Annotated in this window: 17 protein-coding genes; 10 read left to right on the top strand and 7 right to left on the bottom strand. The window is 70.8% G+C overall.

All coding sequences use genetic code 11. The features are described from left to right. Positions 1-4: 4 nt before the first annotated feature. A complete protein-coding gene (locus LMU33_RS15730; RefSeq protein ID WP_228621008.1) occupies positions 5-268 on the bottom strand; it encodes a hypothetical protein in 264 nt (87 codons plus the stop codon). Then, positions 261-1,142, bottom strand: coding sequence for a mycothiol conjugate amidase Mca (gene mca, locus LMU33_RS15735; RefSeq protein WP_228621009.1), 882 nt, complete (start codon positions 1,140-1,142; stop codon positions 261-263). The genes LMU33_RS15730 and mca overlap by 8 nt, the downstream gene beginning before the upstream one ends. Before the next feature lie 116 nt (positions 1,143-1,258). Here mca and LMU33_RS15740 point away from each other — a divergent pair, with 116 nt between their 5' ends. Together LMU33_RS15740 and greA are read left to right on the top strand one after the other, a co-directional pair. Continuing rightward, positions 1,259-1,657, top strand: a complete 399-nt coding sequence (locus LMU33_RS15740; RefSeq protein WP_228621010.1) for a DUF4307 domain-containing protein — start codon at positions 1,259-1,261, stop codon at positions 1,655-1,657. 188 nt (positions 1,658-1,845) lie between these two features. Beyond that, complete coding sequence (greA, locus tag LMU33_RS15745) at positions 1,846-2,346, top strand: transcription elongation factor GreA (protein WP_228621011.1); 501 nt, start codon at positions 1,846-1,848, stop codon at positions 2,344-2,346. 93 nt (positions 2,347-2,439) lie between these two features. Here greA and LMU33_RS15750 read toward each other — a convergent pair whose 3' ends face one another. The 3 genes from LMU33_RS15750 to ilvA form a co-directional block, all read right to left on the bottom strand. Then, entirely contained in the window at positions 2,440-3,240 is an 801-nt protein-coding gene (locus LMU33_RS15750) for an ABC transporter permease (protein ID WP_228621012.1), read from the bottom strand. Continuing rightward, positions 3,237-4,220: an ATP-binding cassette domain-containing protein gene (locus LMU33_RS15755; protein WP_228621013.1), complete on the bottom strand. Its 984-nt coding sequence runs from the start codon at positions 4,218-4,220 to the stop codon at positions 3,237-3,239. Before LMU33_RS15755 ends, LMU33_RS15750 begins: the two co-directional genes overlap by 4 nt. A gap of 186 nt (positions 4,221-4,406) precedes the next feature. Further along, a complete protein-coding gene (gene ilvA, locus LMU33_RS15760; RefSeq protein WP_228621014.1) occupies positions 4,407-5,636 on the bottom strand; it encodes a threonine ammonia-lyase in 1,230 nt (409 codons plus the stop codon). Between the two features lie 144 nt (positions 5,637-5,780). Here ilvA and LMU33_RS15765 point away from each other — a divergent pair, with 144 nt between their 5' ends. The 3 genes from LMU33_RS15765 to LMU33_RS15775 all read left to right on the top strand — a co-directional run bounded on the left by LMU33_RS15765 (position 5,781) and on the right by LMU33_RS15775 (position 7,364). Further along, positions 5,781-6,302, top strand: a complete 522-nt coding sequence (locus LMU33_RS15765) for a MarR family winged helix-turn-helix transcriptional regulator (RefSeq protein WP_228621015.1) — start codon at positions 5,781-5,783, stop codon at positions 6,300-6,302. Positions 6,303-6,481: 179 nt separating this feature from the next. Then, a complete protein-coding gene (locus LMU33_RS15770) occupies positions 6,482-6,985 on the top strand; it encodes a sigma factor-like helix-turn-helix DNA-binding protein (protein WP_228621016.1) in 504 nt (167 codons plus the stop codon). 130 nt (positions 6,986-7,115) lie between these two features. Beyond that, the gene (locus tag LMU33_RS15775; protein ID WP_228621017.1) at positions 7,116-7,364 is read left to right on the top strand and encodes a hypothetical protein; all 249 of its coding nucleotides are present in this window, start codon (positions 7,116-7,118) and stop codon (positions 7,362-7,364) included. A gap of 186 nt (positions 7,365-7,550) precedes the next feature. Here LMU33_RS15775 and LMU33_RS15780 read toward each other — a convergent pair whose 3' ends face one another. Next, the gene (locus tag LMU33_RS15780) at positions 7,551-8,705 is read right to left on the bottom strand and encodes a cystathionine gamma-synthase (protein ID WP_228621018.1); all 1,155 of its coding nucleotides are present in this window, start codon (positions 8,703-8,705) and stop codon (positions 7,551-7,553) included. Positions 8,706-8,849: 144 nt separating this feature from the next. Here LMU33_RS15780 and LMU33_RS15785 point away from each other — a divergent pair, with 144 nt between their 5' ends. The 4 genes from LMU33_RS15785 (at position 8,850) to LMU33_RS15800 (ending at position 14,193) form a co-directional block, all read left to right on the top strand. Beyond that, positions 8,850-9,968 (top strand): hypothetical protein, encoded by a 1,119-nt coding sequence (locus LMU33_RS15785; RefSeq protein ID WP_228621019.1) that lies wholly within the window; start codon positions 8,850-8,852, stop codon positions 9,966-9,968. A gap of 63 nt (positions 9,969-10,031) precedes the next feature. Next, complete coding sequence (locus LMU33_RS15790) at positions 10,032-10,625, top strand: DUF4291 domain-containing protein (RefSeq protein WP_228621020.1); 594 nt, start codon at positions 10,032-10,034, stop codon at positions 10,623-10,625. A gap of 159 nt (positions 10,626-10,784) precedes the next feature. After that, the gene (locus LMU33_RS15795) at positions 10,785-13,220 is read left to right on the top strand and encodes a SpoIIE family protein phosphatase (protein WP_228621021.1); all 2,436 of its coding nucleotides are present in this window, start codon (positions 10,785-10,787) and stop codon (positions 13,218-13,220) included. 256 nt (positions 13,221-13,476) lie between these two features. Beyond that, entirely contained in the window at positions 13,477-14,193 is a 717-nt protein-coding gene (locus tag LMU33_RS15800) for a type 1 glutamine amidotransferase family protein (protein ID WP_228621022.1), read from the top strand. A gap of 225 nt (positions 14,194-14,418) precedes the next feature. Here LMU33_RS15800 and LMU33_RS15805 read toward each other — a convergent pair whose 3' ends face one another. After that, positions 14,419-15,459, bottom strand: coding sequence for an NAD(P)-dependent alcohol dehydrogenase (locus LMU33_RS15805; protein WP_228621023.1), 1,041 nt, complete (start codon positions 15,457-15,459; stop codon positions 14,419-14,421). Between the two features lie 169 nt (positions 15,460-15,628). Between LMU33_RS15805 and LMU33_RS15810 the strand changes: the two genes are divergently transcribed. Beyond that, a complete protein-coding gene (locus LMU33_RS15810) occupies positions 15,629-16,522 on the top strand; it encodes a helix-turn-helix transcriptional regulator (RefSeq protein WP_228621024.1) in 894 nt (297 codons plus the stop codon). Positions 16,523-16,548: the final 26 nt, after the last annotated feature.

A 16,548-nucleotide genomic window follows, 5' to 3' on the forward strand; every position in this document is an offset into this window, starting at 1 on the left:
CGGGTCAGCCTCGCTCGGCCGCGGAGTCGGCCTTCTCGGTCTTCCCGGCCTTCGCTGCCTGCTCGGCCTCGGGGTCCGGGGACTCCTTGAAGTCGACCTTGTTCATGTGCTTGCTCATCGACTTCATCAGGCCCCACACCGCCAGGGCCATCACCGCGAAGACGATGAAGCCGAGGACGCCGGGGGTGACCTTGTTCTGGTCGACCTCCTTGGCGAGGGGGACCAGATGCGTCACTGCCAGGCTCACGCTTGCGCTCATGTCAGGCATTGTCCCGGATGCCCGCGAAGAGGTCGTCCTCGGGGAGGGAGGTGTCGACGAGAGACTTCGCCAGCTCGTACTCCTCCGTCGGCCAGACCTCCTTCTGCAGCTCCATGGGCACCCTGAACCAGCCGCCGTCGGGGTCGATCTGCGTGGCGTGCGCGATCAGCGCCTTGTCGCGGATCTCGAAGAAGTCCGCGCACGGAATGTGCGTGGTCAGCGTGCGCTCGGTGCGCTGCATCTCGCTCCAGCGCTTAAGCCACTCCCCGTACGGGGACTCCAGCCCGCGCTCCAGCATCGCGTTGTGCAGGGCCTCGGTGCGGGGGCGGTTGAAGCCCTGGTTGTAGTACAGCTTCAGCGGCTGGCAGGCGGGGCCGAACTCGGACTCCGGGTACTTCTCGGTGTCCGCCGCGCCCTCGAACGCCACCATGGAGATCTTGTGGGTCATGATGTGGTCGGGGTGCGGGTAACCGCCGTTCTCGTCGTAGGTGGTGATCACCTGCGGGCGGAAGGAGCGGATCCGGCGGACCAGCTCGCCGGCCGCCTTGTCGACGTCCTCCAGGGCGAAGCAGCCCTCGGGCAGCGGCGGCAGCGGGTCGCCCTCGGGCAGGCCGGAGTCGACGAAGCCGAGCCAGTCCTGCTTGACCCCGAGGATCTCGCGGGCCTCGTCCATCTCCTTCTTGCGTACCTCGTGGATGTGCTCCTCGATGTACTTGTCGCCCTGCAGCTTCGGATTGAGGATGGACCCGCGCTCTCCGCCGGTGCAGGTCACCACCAGCACGTCCACCCCCTCGGACACGTACTTCGCCATGGTGGCCGCGCCCTTGCTCGACTCGTCGTCGGGGTGCGCGTGAACGGCCATCAGTCGCAGCTGGTCAGTCAAGACTCAATCCTCGGTAAGTCGGCGCCCCCGTGGCTCCGGGCGCATTCGGCGGCTTCTATAGTGACGGAAACGGGGGGCGAATAATTCCGGGTCCGGTTCCTGCCGAGAGGACGATCATGAGTACGGCGAGCACGCGGCTGCCCGAGGGCCGCTACGGCCGTTCCTCGGACGAGCGTGCGGACCGGCGGCTCAAGGTCGCGGGCACGGTGCTCGGCGCGGCCCTGCTCGCACTGGTCGGGTACTTCGCCTACCACTATGTCGTCGAGAGCAGGATCAGCGCCCAGGTGATCGCCTTCGACGCCACGGACAATGCGGTCAAGGTGCACCTGGAGGTCCACAAGGACTCCGGCACCTCGGGCTACTGCACGCTGCGCTCCCAGGCGGCCGACGGCTCCGAGGTGGGCCGGGCCGACTTCCGCTTCACCGGGTCGGCCACGCGTATCGACAAGGTCGTCACGCTGCGTACGACGGCGAAGGGCACCACGGCCGAGCTGCTCGGCTGCCATACCGGCTGAACGGGACCGGACACCCCGGCTTCACCCGGAATACATCCACGCTGACCTGCGTTAATGTGATTCTGATGGCTTATGTCCTCCCCCTTCCGGCCTCGAATTGTTAGGCTCGTGGTTTCGCCCATCCAAGAGGGAACATGCTTCTGGGTAGGGCGATGCTTTGTATTCCCAGTACCGACGAGGAGCACCCTGTGACCCAGACCAGCGAGAACGTCACCTGGCTGACCCAGGAGGCGTACAACAAGCTCAGGGACGAGCTTGAGTACCTTACTGGTCCTGCGCGCACGGAGATCGCCGCCAAGATCGCGGCCGCGCGCGAGGAGGGCGACCTGCGCGAGAACGGCGGGTACCACGCGGCCAAGGAGGAGCAGGGCAAGCAGGAGCTGCGCGTGCGGCAGCTGACCCAGCTTCTCGAGAACGCCAAGGTGGGCGAGGCCCCGGTCTCCGCCGACGGCGCCGTCGCGCCCGGCATGGTCGTCACGATCGCCTTCGACGGTGACGAGGACGACACCCTGACGTTCCTGCTCGCCTCCCGCGAGTATGCGAGCGCCGACATCGAGACGTACTCGCCGCAGTCCCCGCTCGGCGCCGGCGTCACCGGCCACAAGGTCGGCGAGGACGCGGAGTACGAACTGCCGAACGGCAAGAAGGCCTCGGTGCGGATCCTGAAGGCCGAGCCGTACTCGGGCTGATCCGCCCTTCCCCTGTGACCTCGAGCCCCCGGTGCCCGGCGATCCCGCCCGGCGCCGGGGGCTTCGTCGTGCCCGCAGCCGTGCCCGCAGCGGTCAGGCGGTGGTCGAGCGGTACTTGCGGACCGCGAGCGTGCGGAAGACCAGGATGATCACGACCGACCAGGTCAGCGAGGCCCACACGGGGTGCTGCATGGGCCAGGCGCTGGATGCCTGGAAGCCCGGGGGAAGGTTGCCGAACAGTTCGCGGCTCGCCTGAACGGTGGCGCTGAACGGGTTCCACTCCGCTATGTGCCGCAGGAAGGACGGCATCTGGTTCGCGTCCACGAATGCGTTCGAGATGAACGTCAGCGGGAACAGCCAGATCAGGCCGCCCGAGGTCGCGGCTTCAGGTGTCCGGACGGACAGGCCGATGAGTGCGCCGATCCACGAGAACGCGTACCCGAGCAGCAGGAGCAGGCCGAATCCGGCGAGCACCTTGGCGAAGTTCTCATGCGTACGCCAGCCGACGATCAGGGCGACGACTGCCAGGACGACGAGGGTGAGCGCCGTCTGGACCAGGTCGGCGAGAGTGCGCCCGGTCAGGACCGCGCCGCGCGCCATGGGCAGGGAGCGGAAGCGGTCGATGAGGCCCTTGTGCATGTCGTCGGCGATGCCCGCCCCGGCGCCCGCCGTGGCGAACGTGACGGTCTGGGCGAAGATGCCGGCCATCAGGAACTCGCGGTAGGCCTGGGTGGAGTTGGACGAGCCGACCTGGATCGAGCCGCCGAAGACGTAGGTGAACAGCACCACGAACATGATGGGCTGGATCAGCCCGAAAACGAGCATCTCGGGAATCCGGCCCATGCGGATCAAGTTCCGGCGGGCGACGACCAGGGAATCGTTGACGGCGCTCATTTGACGGCCTCCTTGCCGTTCGCCTCGTCCTGGGCGGCGGTCTCGGCCACGTGTCCCGTCAGCGACAGGAAGACGTCGTCGAGGGTGGGGCGGCGCAGCCCGATGTCGTCTATCTCGATCCCGCGGGTGTCCAGCTCGCGGATGATCTCGGCGAGCAGCTTGGCGCCGCCGGTCACCGGGACCGTGAGCTTGCGGGTGTGGTCCTCGACCGTGACCTCGCCCTTGCCGAAGCCGCGCAACACCTCGCCGGCGCTCGTGATGTGCTCGCGCTCGTGCACCACGACCTCGACGCGCTCGCCGCCGGTGCGGGCCTTGAGCTGGTCGGAGGTCCCCTTGGCGATGACCCGGCCGTGGTCGACCACCGCGATGTCGTGGGCGAGGTGGTCGGCCTCCTCCAGGTACTGCGTGGTGAGCAGCAGGGTCGTACCGCCGGAGACGAGCTGTTTGATGACTTCCCACAGCTGCTGGCGGTTGCGCGGGTCCAGGCCGGTCGTCGGCTCGTCCATGAACATCACCGGCGGCGAGACCACGAGCGCCGCGGCGAGGTCGAGCCGGCGGCGCATGCCTCCGGAGTAGGTCTTGGCAGGGCGGTCGGCGGCGTCCGCGAGGTTGAACTGCTCCAGCAGCTCCCCCGCGCGCGCCTTCGCCGCCTTGCTCCTCATCTGGTACAGCTGCCCGACCATCTGCAGGTTCTCCCGGCCGGTCAGATACTCGTCGACCGCCGCGAACTGGCCGGACAGCCCTATGGAGCGGCGTACGGCGTCGGGGTCCTTCAGTACGTCCACGCCCGCGACCACCGCCTTGCCGCTGTCGGGGCGCAGGAGGGTGGTCAGGCAGCGGACGGTCGTCGTCTTGCCGGCGCCGTTCGGCCCGAGGAGGCCGAGGACCGTGCCCTCGGGCACGTCCAGGTCTACGCCGTCGAGAGCCCTTACGTCGCCGAAGGTCTTCACCAGGCCTTCGGCATGAATGGCGCCTGGCATGTCTGTCTCCACGTCGTCGGGGATGCCTCGGAAAGGCGGGGGTTTGCGTGTTCGGATGCGCGTGCGGTTTTCCGGTCGAGGGGGGTGGTCCCGCAGCCGCCACGACACACCATAACGCGATGTATCGCGTTCCTCAATGGACTTCACCTGAACGGATGGCGACGGGTGCGAAAGAGCGGCCGGACCTCAGTCGATGACGGTGTAACCCGCGTCCCGCAGGGCCTGGCCGACCTCGGCGCAGTGCACCGGGCCCTTCGTCTCGAGGTGCAGCTCCACCTCCGCCTCCGTGAGCCCGAGCCGGGGGTCGGTTCGAACGTGGCTCACGTCGAGGACATTAGCGTCGACCACTGACAACACCCCGAGGAGCGTGGCGAGGGCGCCCGGGCGGTCGGTCAGCCGGAGCCGAACGGCCAGGTAGCGGCCCTGCGCGGCCATGCCGTGCCGCAGCACGCGCTGCATCAGCACCGGGTCCACGTTCCCGCCGGAGAGCACCGCGACGACCGGCCCCTCGAAGGTGTCCGGCGCGGCCAGCAGCGCCGCGACCGGGCTCGCCCCGGCCGGTTCCACGACCAGCTTGGCCCGCTCCAGGCACAGCAGCAGAGCGGCCGACAGCTGGTCCTCGCTGACCGTGCGCACCTCGTCGACGAGGTCCCTGACGATCCCGAACGGCACCAGGCCCGGCCGGCCGACCTTGATGCCGTCGGCCATCGTCGCCGGATTCCGCACCGACACCGGGTGCCCGGCGGCCAGCGAGGGCGGGTAGGCCGCCGCACCCTCCGCCTGCACGCCGACGATCCTGACGTCCGGCCGGATGGCCTTCACCGCCACCGCAATCCCGGCCGCGAGCCCGCCGCCGCCGATGCCGACGACGACCGTGCGGACCTCCGGGCACTGCTCCAGGATCTCCAGGCCGACCGTGCCCTGACCGGCGATGATGTCCGGGTGGTCGAAGGGGTGGATGAGCACCGCCCCCGTCTCGGCCGCGTACTGCTCGGCGGCGGCCAGCGTCTCGTCGACGACCTGGCCGTGCAGGCGCACCTCGGCGCCGTAGTCCCGCGTCGCGCTGATCTTGGGCAGCGGGGCGCCCTTCGGCATGAACACCGTGGAGTGCACCCCGAGCAGCGAGGACGCCAGCGCCACGCCCTGCGCGTGGTTCCCGGCGCTCGCGGCGACCACACCGGCCGCCCGTTCCTCCGGCAGCAGCCCGGAGATGCGCACATAGGCGCCGCGCAGCTTGAACGAGCCGGTCCGCTGCAGGTTCTCGCACTTGAGATGCACCGGCGCGCCGACCAGCTGGGACAGGTACCGGCTGCCCTCCATCGCGGTGACTCGTGCCACGCCCGAGAGCATCTTCTGGGCACCGCGCACATCGTCGAGGGTGACGGAACGCAAGGAGTCAGCCGTGCGGTAGCTCATGACTCCAGCATCGCAGTTCACGGTCGTACACGATGGTTGTGACCAAGCTCCGAGACCGGTTTGCGCAGCGCCGGTACGGCCCGCCGCCGGGCCGCGTACCCTGTCCCCCAACCCAGCAGCCCTTCATGAAGCGAGCCTCCGGCCATGCCCACAACACCCGAATTGTCGATGGACATGACGACCGTCGGTGACACCGGTCTTCTCGACACCCTTCAGCACGAGGTGGCGGTGTTCGCCCGCCGTGCCGAACAGACGCGGCTCGGCGGGGTCGGGCAGGTGCGCAACTCCATGGACCGCGCGGCGTATCTGCTGCTCAACCGCCTCGACAAGGAAGGCCCGATGGGCGTCAAGGCGCTCGCCGCGAGCATGGGCATCGACTCCTCCACGGTCACCCGGCAGGTGGCTCCGCTGGTCGACACCGGGCTCGTCAAGCGCACCTCGCACCCCGAGGACGGTCGGGCGGTGGTCCTTCAGCTGTCCCCGCGCGGGGCCGCCCGGCTGGAGGAGGTGCGCTCCTCCAGGCGTCAGCTGATGGCCGAGCTGACGCAGGACTGGGCACCGGAGGAGCGCGAGCAGTTCTGCACGCTCCTGACCCGGTTCAACCGCGCGCTGTCCGCGCGGATGACGGTGGGGACCGCGCCGGTGGACCAGCCGCCGGTGTCCTGAGGACGGCCGCCCACCGCGGGCAGCCCGGCGCCGGCACGCACCGGTCGGTGCCGGAGTCCTGCCGGTCGGTACCGGAGTCTTGACCCCGGGCCGCCGCTGGCCTCATATGAGACCGGGTCCTGCGTAGTACGCGGTTCACCTGTCCCGTACCGGACAGGGCCCCTCTAGGGGGAGGCGCGGTGCGTGATCGGCAGGTGTCCCGAGGGGCCCGCCGGGCCCGGGAGTTCGAGGCGTTCGTCGCGGGCGCGGCCGGACGTCTGCTGCATGCCGCCACGCTGCTGACCGCGGAGGCGCCGAACGCCAACCCGCGCGCGCGACGCCTGCTGACGCTCGCGCTCGCCCACACCTACGCGCGCTGGGACGGGCTGCACGGCGAGGACCCGTACGACTGCGCCCGCCAGTACCTCGCCACCCGCTTCGCACGCGCAACGTGGCACCGGTACGGCGCCTTCGGCCGCACCCGCCCGGATCCGGACGGCCCGCTCGCCGCACTCACCCCGCAGGAGCGGCTGATCCTGGTACTGCGCCTCTACGAAGGCGTCGCCGAGGAACAGGCAGCGGCCCTCCTCGGACTCCCACGGGAACGCGTCCACACGATCTGCGACCGCGCGACAGCCACCCTGCTCCACCCGGCAAGCCGCCCCACGCCACGGAGCGCGGGCAGGGAGGTGGCGCCTTCATGAGCTGGTGGGAAATGAACAGCGCGGTGAGTGCCCGGGGCGTGGGAAGCGTGCGCGGGGGCGGGAACGCCGTGCGGGTGGGCGGCCCCGGTAGCGCGCGGACAGCAGGAACTCGGCGCGTGGGGAGGGCGGTGTGAACCGGGCCGAACGGGAGGCCGCCGCGCGGCAGATCATGGAGCGGACGCCGGCACCGGTGCCGCCGGACCTGTGTGCGCAGGCGGTGCGCCGCGGCGAACGCCTGCTGCGGCGCAGGCAGCTCGTCCGCCGTGTGCTGTGGCTGCTGGCCTGCGCCGCCGTCGTCGCGTTCAGCGTGTGGGCGGCCCGCGTGCACCCGTGGACGGAGCCGCCCTCCCAGACGACTCCGCCGATCACCGGCTGGTGAACCGCCGGCCGGGGCGTCGACGGCGTCAGGGGCATCGGCTGGTACGGCCGCGGGAGGGCCGGGGGGACGGCCCACCCGTACGGCGGCGGGCACCGGGGCCAACGGCGGAGCCGCAGATCGATACGGCCCCGCGCGTCCCCTTTACGGCCCGGCCCGGCCGCGCCCCGCGTCGGGCGTGCGTTCCCGTCAGCCCAGCGCCTGCTGGAGGTCGGTCAGCAGGTCGTCGACGTTTTCGATGCCCACGGACAGGCGTACCAGGTCGCCGGGGACCTCGAGCGCGGAGCCGGCCGCGGAGGCGTGCGTCATCCGGCCGGGGTGCTCGATGAGGGACTCGACACCGCCGAGGGACTCGCCGAGGGTGAACACCTTCGCGCGGTTGCACACCTCGACGGCGGCCTCCTCGCCGCCCTCCACCCGGAAGGACACCATGCCGCCGAACGCCTTCATCTGCTTCGCGGCGACCTCGTGGCCGGGGTGCTCGGGCAGGCCCGGGTAGAGCACGCTGGTCACGCGCGCGTGCCGGGTCAACATGTCGGCGATCTTCGTGGCGTTCTCGCTGTGCCGGTCCATCCGCACCGCGAGGGTCTTGGTGCCGCGCAGCACCAGCCAGGAGTCGAAGGGGCCGGCGACGGCGCCCATCGCGTTCTGGTGGTAGGCCAGCTCCTCGCCGAGGCCCGGGTCGGAGACGATCAGCGCGCCGCCCACGACGTCCGAGTGACCGCCCATGTACTTGGTCAGGGAGTGGACGACGACGTCCGCGCCGAGCGACAGCGGCTGCTGCAGATAGGGCGTGGCGAAGGTGTTGTCGACGACCAGCTTCGCGCCCGCGTCGTGCGCGACCTGGGCGACGGCGGCGATGTCGGTGATGCCGAGCAGCGGGTTGGAGGGGGTCTCGACCCAGACTGCCTTGGTCTTCGGGGTGATCGCGGCCCGTACGGCGGCCGGGTCGCTGGTGTCCGCGACCGACCACTCCACGCCCCAGCGGGTGACGACCTTGGCGAAGAGGCGGAAGGTGCCGCCGTAGGCGTCGTTCGGGATCACCACGTGGTCACCGGGGCTGAGCAGCGTGCGCAGCAAGGTGTCCTCGGCCGCCAGGCCGGACGCGAAGGCGAGGCCACGGCGGCCGCCCTCCAGCGCGGCGAGGTTCTCCTCGAGGGCGGTACGGGTGGGGTTGGCGCTGCGGCTGTACTCATAGCCGCCGCGCAGCCCGCCGACGCCGTCCTGCTTGTAGGTCGAGACCTGGTAGATCGGCGGGACGACCGCGCCGGTGAGGGGATCCGCGGTGTTGCCCGCGTGGATCGCGAGGGTCTCGAAGTGCTGACTGAAATGCCTGTCGCTCATGTGCACCGAGCGTAATGCTCCTGACCGGGTCCTGAGGCCCGCGGGGCAACCCGGCACGCTGACCTGTCATGAACGGGACCCGAGTTTTCCACAGCCTCGCGGTGGGGTTGGCCAATTGTCGGCGGCGTCTGGTTCGCTTGAGGCATGGCGATTCTCTGGCTGGTCATGGCGCTGCTCATGCTGAGCTTCGTGCTGCTCCCGTTCATGCGGCGCAGGCGCGGGATGATCGAGCAGGTTCCCCCGGGACACCCGGACGCCGCCGACCCGGCGGCCTACGGCTTCGTGCGCCAGGAGGAGCTGGACGTGCGCATGCCCGGCACGGACCAGGACCTGCTGGAGGTCCTGGAGTTGGTGCAGCGCACCCAGGACTATCGCGCGGCCTCCCAGTTGCTGGCCGGCACCGAGACCGAGGGCGAGCTGCGCTGGCAGCGGGTGCAGGCGTTCGCGGGCGCGGCCGCGCTGGAGCTGCAGCAGCGGCCCGGCGGGGTGCACGAGACGCCGGGCGGCCAGTGGCTGCGGGTGTGGCGGGCCGAGCAGCCCAAGGACGCGGGCTGCGCCGCCGTCTACGCGGAGTTCCTGGTGCAGCAGGCCTGGCGGACGTCGACGCCGGGCACGGACGACTTCCGGATCATCATGGAGGAGGCCCGGGACGCGTGCGCACAGGCGGCCCTGCTGGCCCCCGGCGACCCGGTGCCGTACATCGTCGAGCTGTCCATCGCGCGTGGGCTGGCCTATTCCCAGGCCGAGTTCGACCAGCTGTGGCTGAAGATCCTCGACCGCGCCCCGCATCACATGGGCGCCCATCTGGCCGCGCTGCACCACTGGTGCGAGAAGTGGCACGGCTCGCGCGAGCAGGCGTACGCCTTCGCCGAGGCCGCCGCGACGCGCGCCCCGCAGGGCTCGCTGCTCGCCGCGCTGCCCCTGTTCGCGGTCTTCGAGCACCTCCCCGAGGTGAACCTGGTGGCGAGCTTCTACCAGAGCGAGGTCGTCACCAAGGCGATGCACGGTGCCCTGCACGCGGTGCACTCGGCCCGCCCCGACGACCCCGTGCTCGCGCACGTACGCCATCTGCTGGTCTTCTTCCTGGTCCGCGCCGAGCGCTGGCAGGAGGCCATGCACCAGCTGATACACGTCGACGGACACGTCGGGGCGCTGCCGTGGACGCTGTCCGCCGACCCGGCCGCCGAGTTCGCCCTCTACCGCGCCCTGGCGGTGGCCGGTTACGAGGCCAACGGCGGCAACCCGGCCACCCTCCCCGGCTGAAGGAAGAAGCCGCGTTCGAAAATGGATGGCCGGCAGGGATCAACCGGCCACACCCTGTAGGCCATGCACGAACCACAACGCAGGATCCGCGCGCTGTACACGGCATCCACGATCACTGTCTATCAGGCATACGCCCCGGAGATCGGCCTGCCCGCGGTTCGCCACGACCGCTTCCCCGCCGGGTGGAAGCGGGACCGTATGACGTGGATCAAGCCGTCGTTCCTGTGGATGATGTACCGCTGCGGCTGGGGCACGAAGCCGGGGCAGGAGACCGTGCTCGCTGTCGAGATCGCCCGTGACGGCTTCGAGTGGGCGCTGCGCAACGCGTGCCTGTCGAGTTACGACCGTGGGCTGCATCCCGACCGCAGCACCTGGCAACGCCGGCTGAAGCGTTCACCGGCCCGTGTCCAGTGGGACCCCGAACGCGATCTGCATCTGCGGCCCCTGCCCTACCGCTCGCTGCAACTCGGGCTCTCCGGAGAGGCCGTAGAGCGCTACGCGGACGAGTGGACGATCTCCATCAGGGACGTGACTCCGCTCGCTCACGAGATCCACGCACTCGTCGACAGCGGCGACCTGGACTCCGCGACCCGCCTGCGGCCCGAAGAGCTGCCGTACCCCGCCGAGGACGCGCTACTGGCCCACCTGTGCTCGTGACCGTACGCACTCACCCATGAGCCGGCTGACACCTGGGGGTACGCGCGCCGAGCGTGGCCATGGCATTGCCGCCGGAACTCCGCGCCCGGGAGGAACGGGAGAGTCGCGGACGGAGACCACCGGGAGGAACATCGGAGTCACGGAGGCAAGGTGGTGGCTATGGGGACGCCGTCGATGCATTTCTGCGAGAGTCCTGAGGATCCCTTCGCCCTCGGGCGTGGCGCCGCGGCCGTGCTCGACGATCAGGGCACCGTGGTCGGCTGGAGTGCACGCGCACAGGAGCTGCTCGGATATCCGGCCAAGGAAGTGATCGGACGGGCGTGGCAGGACCTCCTGGTCGACAGCCGTGACCTGCCGCTCGCGCGGTCCGTCGTCGTGGACGCCGTGAAGGCGGGGGGATGGTTCGGGGTCCTGCCCGTCCGGCATCGCGACGGACGCCGCGTGGAGATGGGTTTCCGGGCCCGTGCGGTCACCCGCGAGGGGGGCGGTCAGGAGTGGTTCCTGGTCGGTGCTCCTGCCACCGAGGTCATTGCCTGGCAGCGGGACCGTGCGCTGCTGGACGGCCTGTACCGACGGTCCCCGATCGGTCTGGTCACCTACGACCCGGACAGGAGGGTGATCAGGGTCAACCGTGCGGTCGAAAAGGCCAGCGGCGTCCCGGCCGAGGCGCCGGTAGGCCACCGGCCCCGTGAATTCATGGTCGACGAGGACGCGGGTCCGGCCGATGAACGGGTACGGCACGTCCTGGAGACCGGCGAGCCGTTGATCTTCACGGAGCAGTCCGCCCGGGCACGCCACGATCCGGGCCGGGAACGGATCGTGTCCGTCTCGGCGTTCCGGATGGAAGACCCCTCGGGCCGGGTGCTCGGCGTGGCCGAGACGATCGAGGACGTGACCGACCGCCACCGGGCGCAACGCCGACTCGCTCTGCTGAACGAGGCGAGCGCCCGGATCGGAACCTCGCTGGACGTGGCACAGACCGCTCGGGAACTGGCCGAAGTGGCCGTTCACGGCTTGGCCGACCACTGCTCGGTGGACCTCCTCAAGTGCGTGACACTGGGTGACGAACCCGTTCCCGGCACTGCAGGCCCGTTGCTCAGGACCGCCCTCTCGCCACCGGAACACCGTGTCCCGTTCCGCGAGGGCGATGTGGTGCCGCTGCTGCCGGAATCCGCGCAGGCGCGGTGCTTGGCCGAGCGTCGCCCGGTTCTCGAAGGGCGGCTGTGCCTCCGCCCCGAGTGGTACGCCATGGACCGGCGGCGGATCGAGCTCGCCCTGGGTCTCGGCGTCCATTCGCTGATCGCGGTGCCCCTGGTCGCGCGCGGACTGGTACTGGGCGTGGTGAGCCTGTGGCGGTCGCGCAATTCGGAGCCTTTCGAGGACGATGACGCGGCGGTGGCTCAGGAGCTCTCCTCGCGTGCGGCCGTCTGTATCGACAACGCGCGCCGCTTCACCCAGCAGCAGAACACCGCTCTGACTCTTCAGCGCAGTCTGCTGCCGAGCACGCTGTCCGACCTGCCGGCGGTGGAGGTGGCCTGCCGATACCTCCCGGCAAGCGGTGAACCGGGGCTCGGGGGTGACTGGTTCGACGTGATCCCGTTGTCAGGGGCCCGGGTCGCCCTCGTCGTCGGAGACGTGGTCGGTCACGGGATCCACGCCGCGGCCTCGATGGGCCGGCTGCGCGCCGCCGCGCGCACCCTGGCCAGCCTCGACCTGGAACCGGACGAGGTGGTGGCGCGGCTGGACGATCTGGTCAGTCTGCTGGCCGCCGAGCTGGAGGCGACCGCCGACGACAACCCGTGGGCGATCGAGCAGGTGCTCGGGGCCACCTGCCTCTACGCCGTCTACGATCCGGTCTCCCAGCGCTGCTCCCTGGCACGGGCCGGTCACCCGGCGCCGGTCGTGTCCACCCCCGACGGCGAGGTGACCGTGCTCGATCCGCCCGCGGGTCCGCCACTGGGCCTGGGCGGACTGCCCTTCGAAACGTACGACCTGGACCTCCCCGAGGGGAGCCTGCTCGCGCTCTACACCAACGGCCTCCTGGAAGCCGGGAGCGGCGACGTGGACACCGCGCTGGAGAACCTGCGCGCACGCCTCACCAGCACCACGGAACCTCTGGACCACGTCTGCCACGCCGTGGTCGAAGCGCTGCTGCCCAAGGGCCACCTCCCCACCGACGACGTCGCGCTGCTCATCGCCCGTACCCGCGGGCTGCGGCCGGAGAACGTCGCCTCGTGGCAGCTGCCGCTGGAAGCTACCTCAGCCGCCCGCGCCAGGGAGCTGACCACGGCGAAACTCGCCGAATGGGGGCTGACCGAGCTGGCCTTCACCACCGAGCTGGTCGCCAGCGAGCTCGTCACGAACACCTACCGCTACGCGGCCGGTCCCATCACCCTGCGCCTCATCCGTACGCACAGCCTGACCTGCGAGGTGTCCGACACCAGCCACACCTCCCCCCACCTGCGACGGGCCCTCAGCACGGACGAGGGCGGACGCGGGCTCTTCCTGGTCGCGCAGCTCACCGAGCGGTGGGGCACCCGCTACACCCACGACGGCAAGACCGTCTGGACGGAGCAGCCCCTGCCGCCCGCATGACACGCGGCCCCTGCTTCCGTCGCCGCCGGCCGGTACGGCCTTCACCGCGACGGTACGACGCCTGCGCCGCGCGCGAGACGGACACGGCGGACACGGCCCATGCCGGCAGTCCCCGGAGTGACGGACTCCGCGGAGGTCCGAGAGGGTGTCCTCGGCGGCAACGCGGCCGAACTGCTCGGGTCCGTGGCGCAGGCCGGGTGGGCAGGCCGGGTAATTCCGGCGACGGGGGCGGGGCCTGCCCCGTACATTCCTTCCGGTGAGCACATTTCTGATCGGTGGTGGCTGGGACACGGCCGAGGTGTACGAGCCGTTCGTCCGTACGGTCGGGGGAGACCGGCGCATCGGGTGCCTGATCGTCGACGAGGGGGACGGGGCGGCCCAGTTCGAGCGGTATGCCGAAGTACTGCGGAAGGCGGGCCCGGCCACGCCCGTGCCCTTGCTCGTACCGCTCGGTGGCCGCTTCGAGCCGGAGGCGGCGCTGGACGGGGTCGACGGGCTGCTGGTGTGCGGTGGGCTGACGCCCGCGTACCAGGAGGCACTCGAGGGGTGTCTGGAGCGGCTGCCGGCGCTGCTCGCCGGGCGGGGGATGCCGTACGCCGGGTTCTCCGCCGGTGCCGCCGTCGCCGCGCGGCGGGCCGTGGTCGGCGGGTGGCTGGTGGACGGGGTGCCGGTGTGCCCGGAGGAGACCGGGGAGGACCTGGCGGAGGTCGAGGTGCGTGCGGGGCTCGGGCTGGTGCCGTTCGCGGTCGACGTCCACGCCGCCCAGTGGGGCACGCTCGCGCGGCTGATCGCGGTGGTCGGGCGGGGCGCGGCGCCGTACGGGGTCGCAGTGGACGAGAGCACCCTGCTCCACGTGGTGGGCGGCGAGGTCCGGGTGGCCGGGCTGGGGCGCGCCCATGTCGTACGGCCGGGCGGGGACGGGGGTGTGCTCGTGCGGGCCTACCGCGCCGGGGAGGCGTTCTCGATCGGCTAGGGCCGGGTCCGCCCCGGCGCCGGCGGCGGGGCACCGAAGGGCACGGGGCTGTCGATATGCGGCCCCGACGCGTGGGCGCGAGCGACCACGACGTCCCGCACCCGGCGACGGACAGCCGCCGCACCGGGCCCCATCGCCACATCAGGCCCGAATCGCCACACCCCAGCCGGCCCCCGCCCCCGCCCCCGCCCCCGCCCCCGACCGGACCGGACCGGACCGGACCGGTCAGATCGTCGTCGTGTCGATCACGAAGCGGTAGCGGACGTCGCTCGCCAGCACCCGCTCGTACGCCTCGTTGATCTCCCCGGCGCCGATCAGCTCGATCTCGGCGCCCAGTCCGTGCGCGGCGCAGAAGTCGAGCATCTCCTGGGTCTCGGCGATGCCGCCGATCATCGACCCGGCGAGGGTCTTGCGGCCGCCGATCACCGAGAACAGGTTCAGGGCGATGGGCTCCTCGGGCGCACCCACGTTGACCAGCGCGCCGTCCACCTTCAGCAGCGACAGCAACGCGCCGAAGTCCATCGGTGCCGAGACGGTGGAGACGATCAGGTCGAAGGTGCCGGCCAGCTGCTCGAAGGTCTTCGGGTCGCCGGTGGCGTAGTAGTGGTCGGCGCCCAGCTTCAGGCCGTCGTCCTTCTTGCGCAGGGACTGCGAGAGGACGGTCACCTCGGCGCCCATCGCGTGCGCGATCTTGACGGCCATGTGGCCCAGGCCGCCCAGTCCGACCACGGCGACCTTCTTGCCGGGGCCCGCGTTCCAGTGCTTGAGCGGCGAGTAGGTGGTGATGCCGGCGCAGAGCAGCGGGGCGGCCACGTCCAGCGACAAGCCGTCGGGGATGCGCACGACGTAGTTCTCGTCGACGACGATCTTCTCGGAGTAGCCGCCGTAGGTGGGCTTGCCGTCCTTGCCGACGGCGTTGTACGTGCCGACCATGCCCTTGAGGCAGAACTGCTCCAGGCCCTTGAGGCAGTTCTCGCACTCACGGCAGGAGTCGACCATGCAGCCGACGCCCACCCGGTCGCCGACGGCGAACCTGGTGACACCGGGGCCGACCTCGGAGACCACGCCCGCGATCTCGTGGCCGGGCACCATCGGGAAGATGGCCTCGCCCCAGCCCTCGCGGGCCTGGTGGATGTCGGAATGGCAGATGCCGGCGAACTTGATGTCGATCAGGACGTCGAACTCGCCGACCTCGCGCCGCTCGATGGTCGTCCGCTCCAGCGGGGCCTTCGCGGCGGGCGCGGCGTACGCAGCAACAGTGGTCATGCCGGGGTTCTCCTAGCAGGTGTTCCGTGCCCGGTTGCCTTCCGACCGGGCACGGCCCCAGCCTGCCGCGATCCGGTCCGGCCACCCAGACCACGCCTTTGCGTACGACCGCTGTGCCTACCACTGGCGGGGGCAGGTTCCTGTGCGTCCGACCATGAATACTGGATGTATGGACAACCAGCCCCTGCCCTCTACCCCGCCGCTGGACCGGCGTGCCGAGCTGAGCGAGTTCCTGCGCAGCCGGCGGGCCCGGCTGAAGCCGCAGGACGTGGGGCTGCCCGACTTCGGCCGGCACCGGCGGGTGCCGGGGCTGCGCCGCGAGGAGCTGGCGCAGCTGGCCGGGGTGTCGGTGGCGTACTACACCCGGCTGGAACAGGGCAACGGGCAGAACGTCTCGGCGGAGGTCCTGGGCTCGATCGCCCGGGCGCTCAGGCTGTCGGACGCCGAGCACGCGCATCTGACGCATCTGGCCAAGCCGAAGTCGCACAAGAAGAAGCCGGCGGCGCGGCAGCAGCAGGTCCGCGTCGCGCTGCGGCAGCTGCTGGACACGATGGACGGCGTACCGGCGTACGTCGTCGGGCGCCGCTCGGAGATCCTCGCCTGGAACCGGATGGCGGCGGCGGTCTTCGGTGACTGGGCGGAACTGCCGGCGGCCGAGCGCAACTGGGCCCGTCTGGTGTTCCTGCGCCCGGACTACCGCGAGCTGTTCGTCGACTGGGAGCAGAAGGCGATCGACATCGTCTGCGCCCTGCGCATGGACGCGGGCTGCCACCCGGACGACCCGAGGCTGTCGGCACTCGTGGGTGAACTCTCCGTCAAGAGCGAGGAGTTCCGCCGTCTGTGGGCGACGCACGACGTCAAGGAGAAGAGCCATGGCGTCAAGCACCTGCACCACCCGCTGGTCGGCGACCTCGCCCTGAACTTCGAGTCCTTCCGTCTGACGGGCGACGCGGACCAGTCCCTGGTCACCTACCACGCCGAACCGGGCTCCCCGTCCGCCGACTGCCTGCGCCTGCTGGCCAGCTGGGGCACGGACGCGACCCGCGCGGTGCCGTCGGCGTAGCCCTTCTTGCAACGCATTCGTACGAC

The sequence above is a fragment of the Streptomyces barringtoniae genome (genome assembly GCF_020819595.1).
Classification (GTDB): Bacteria; Actinomycetota; Actinomycetes; order Streptomycetales; family Streptomycetaceae; genus Streptomyces; species Streptomyces barringtoniae.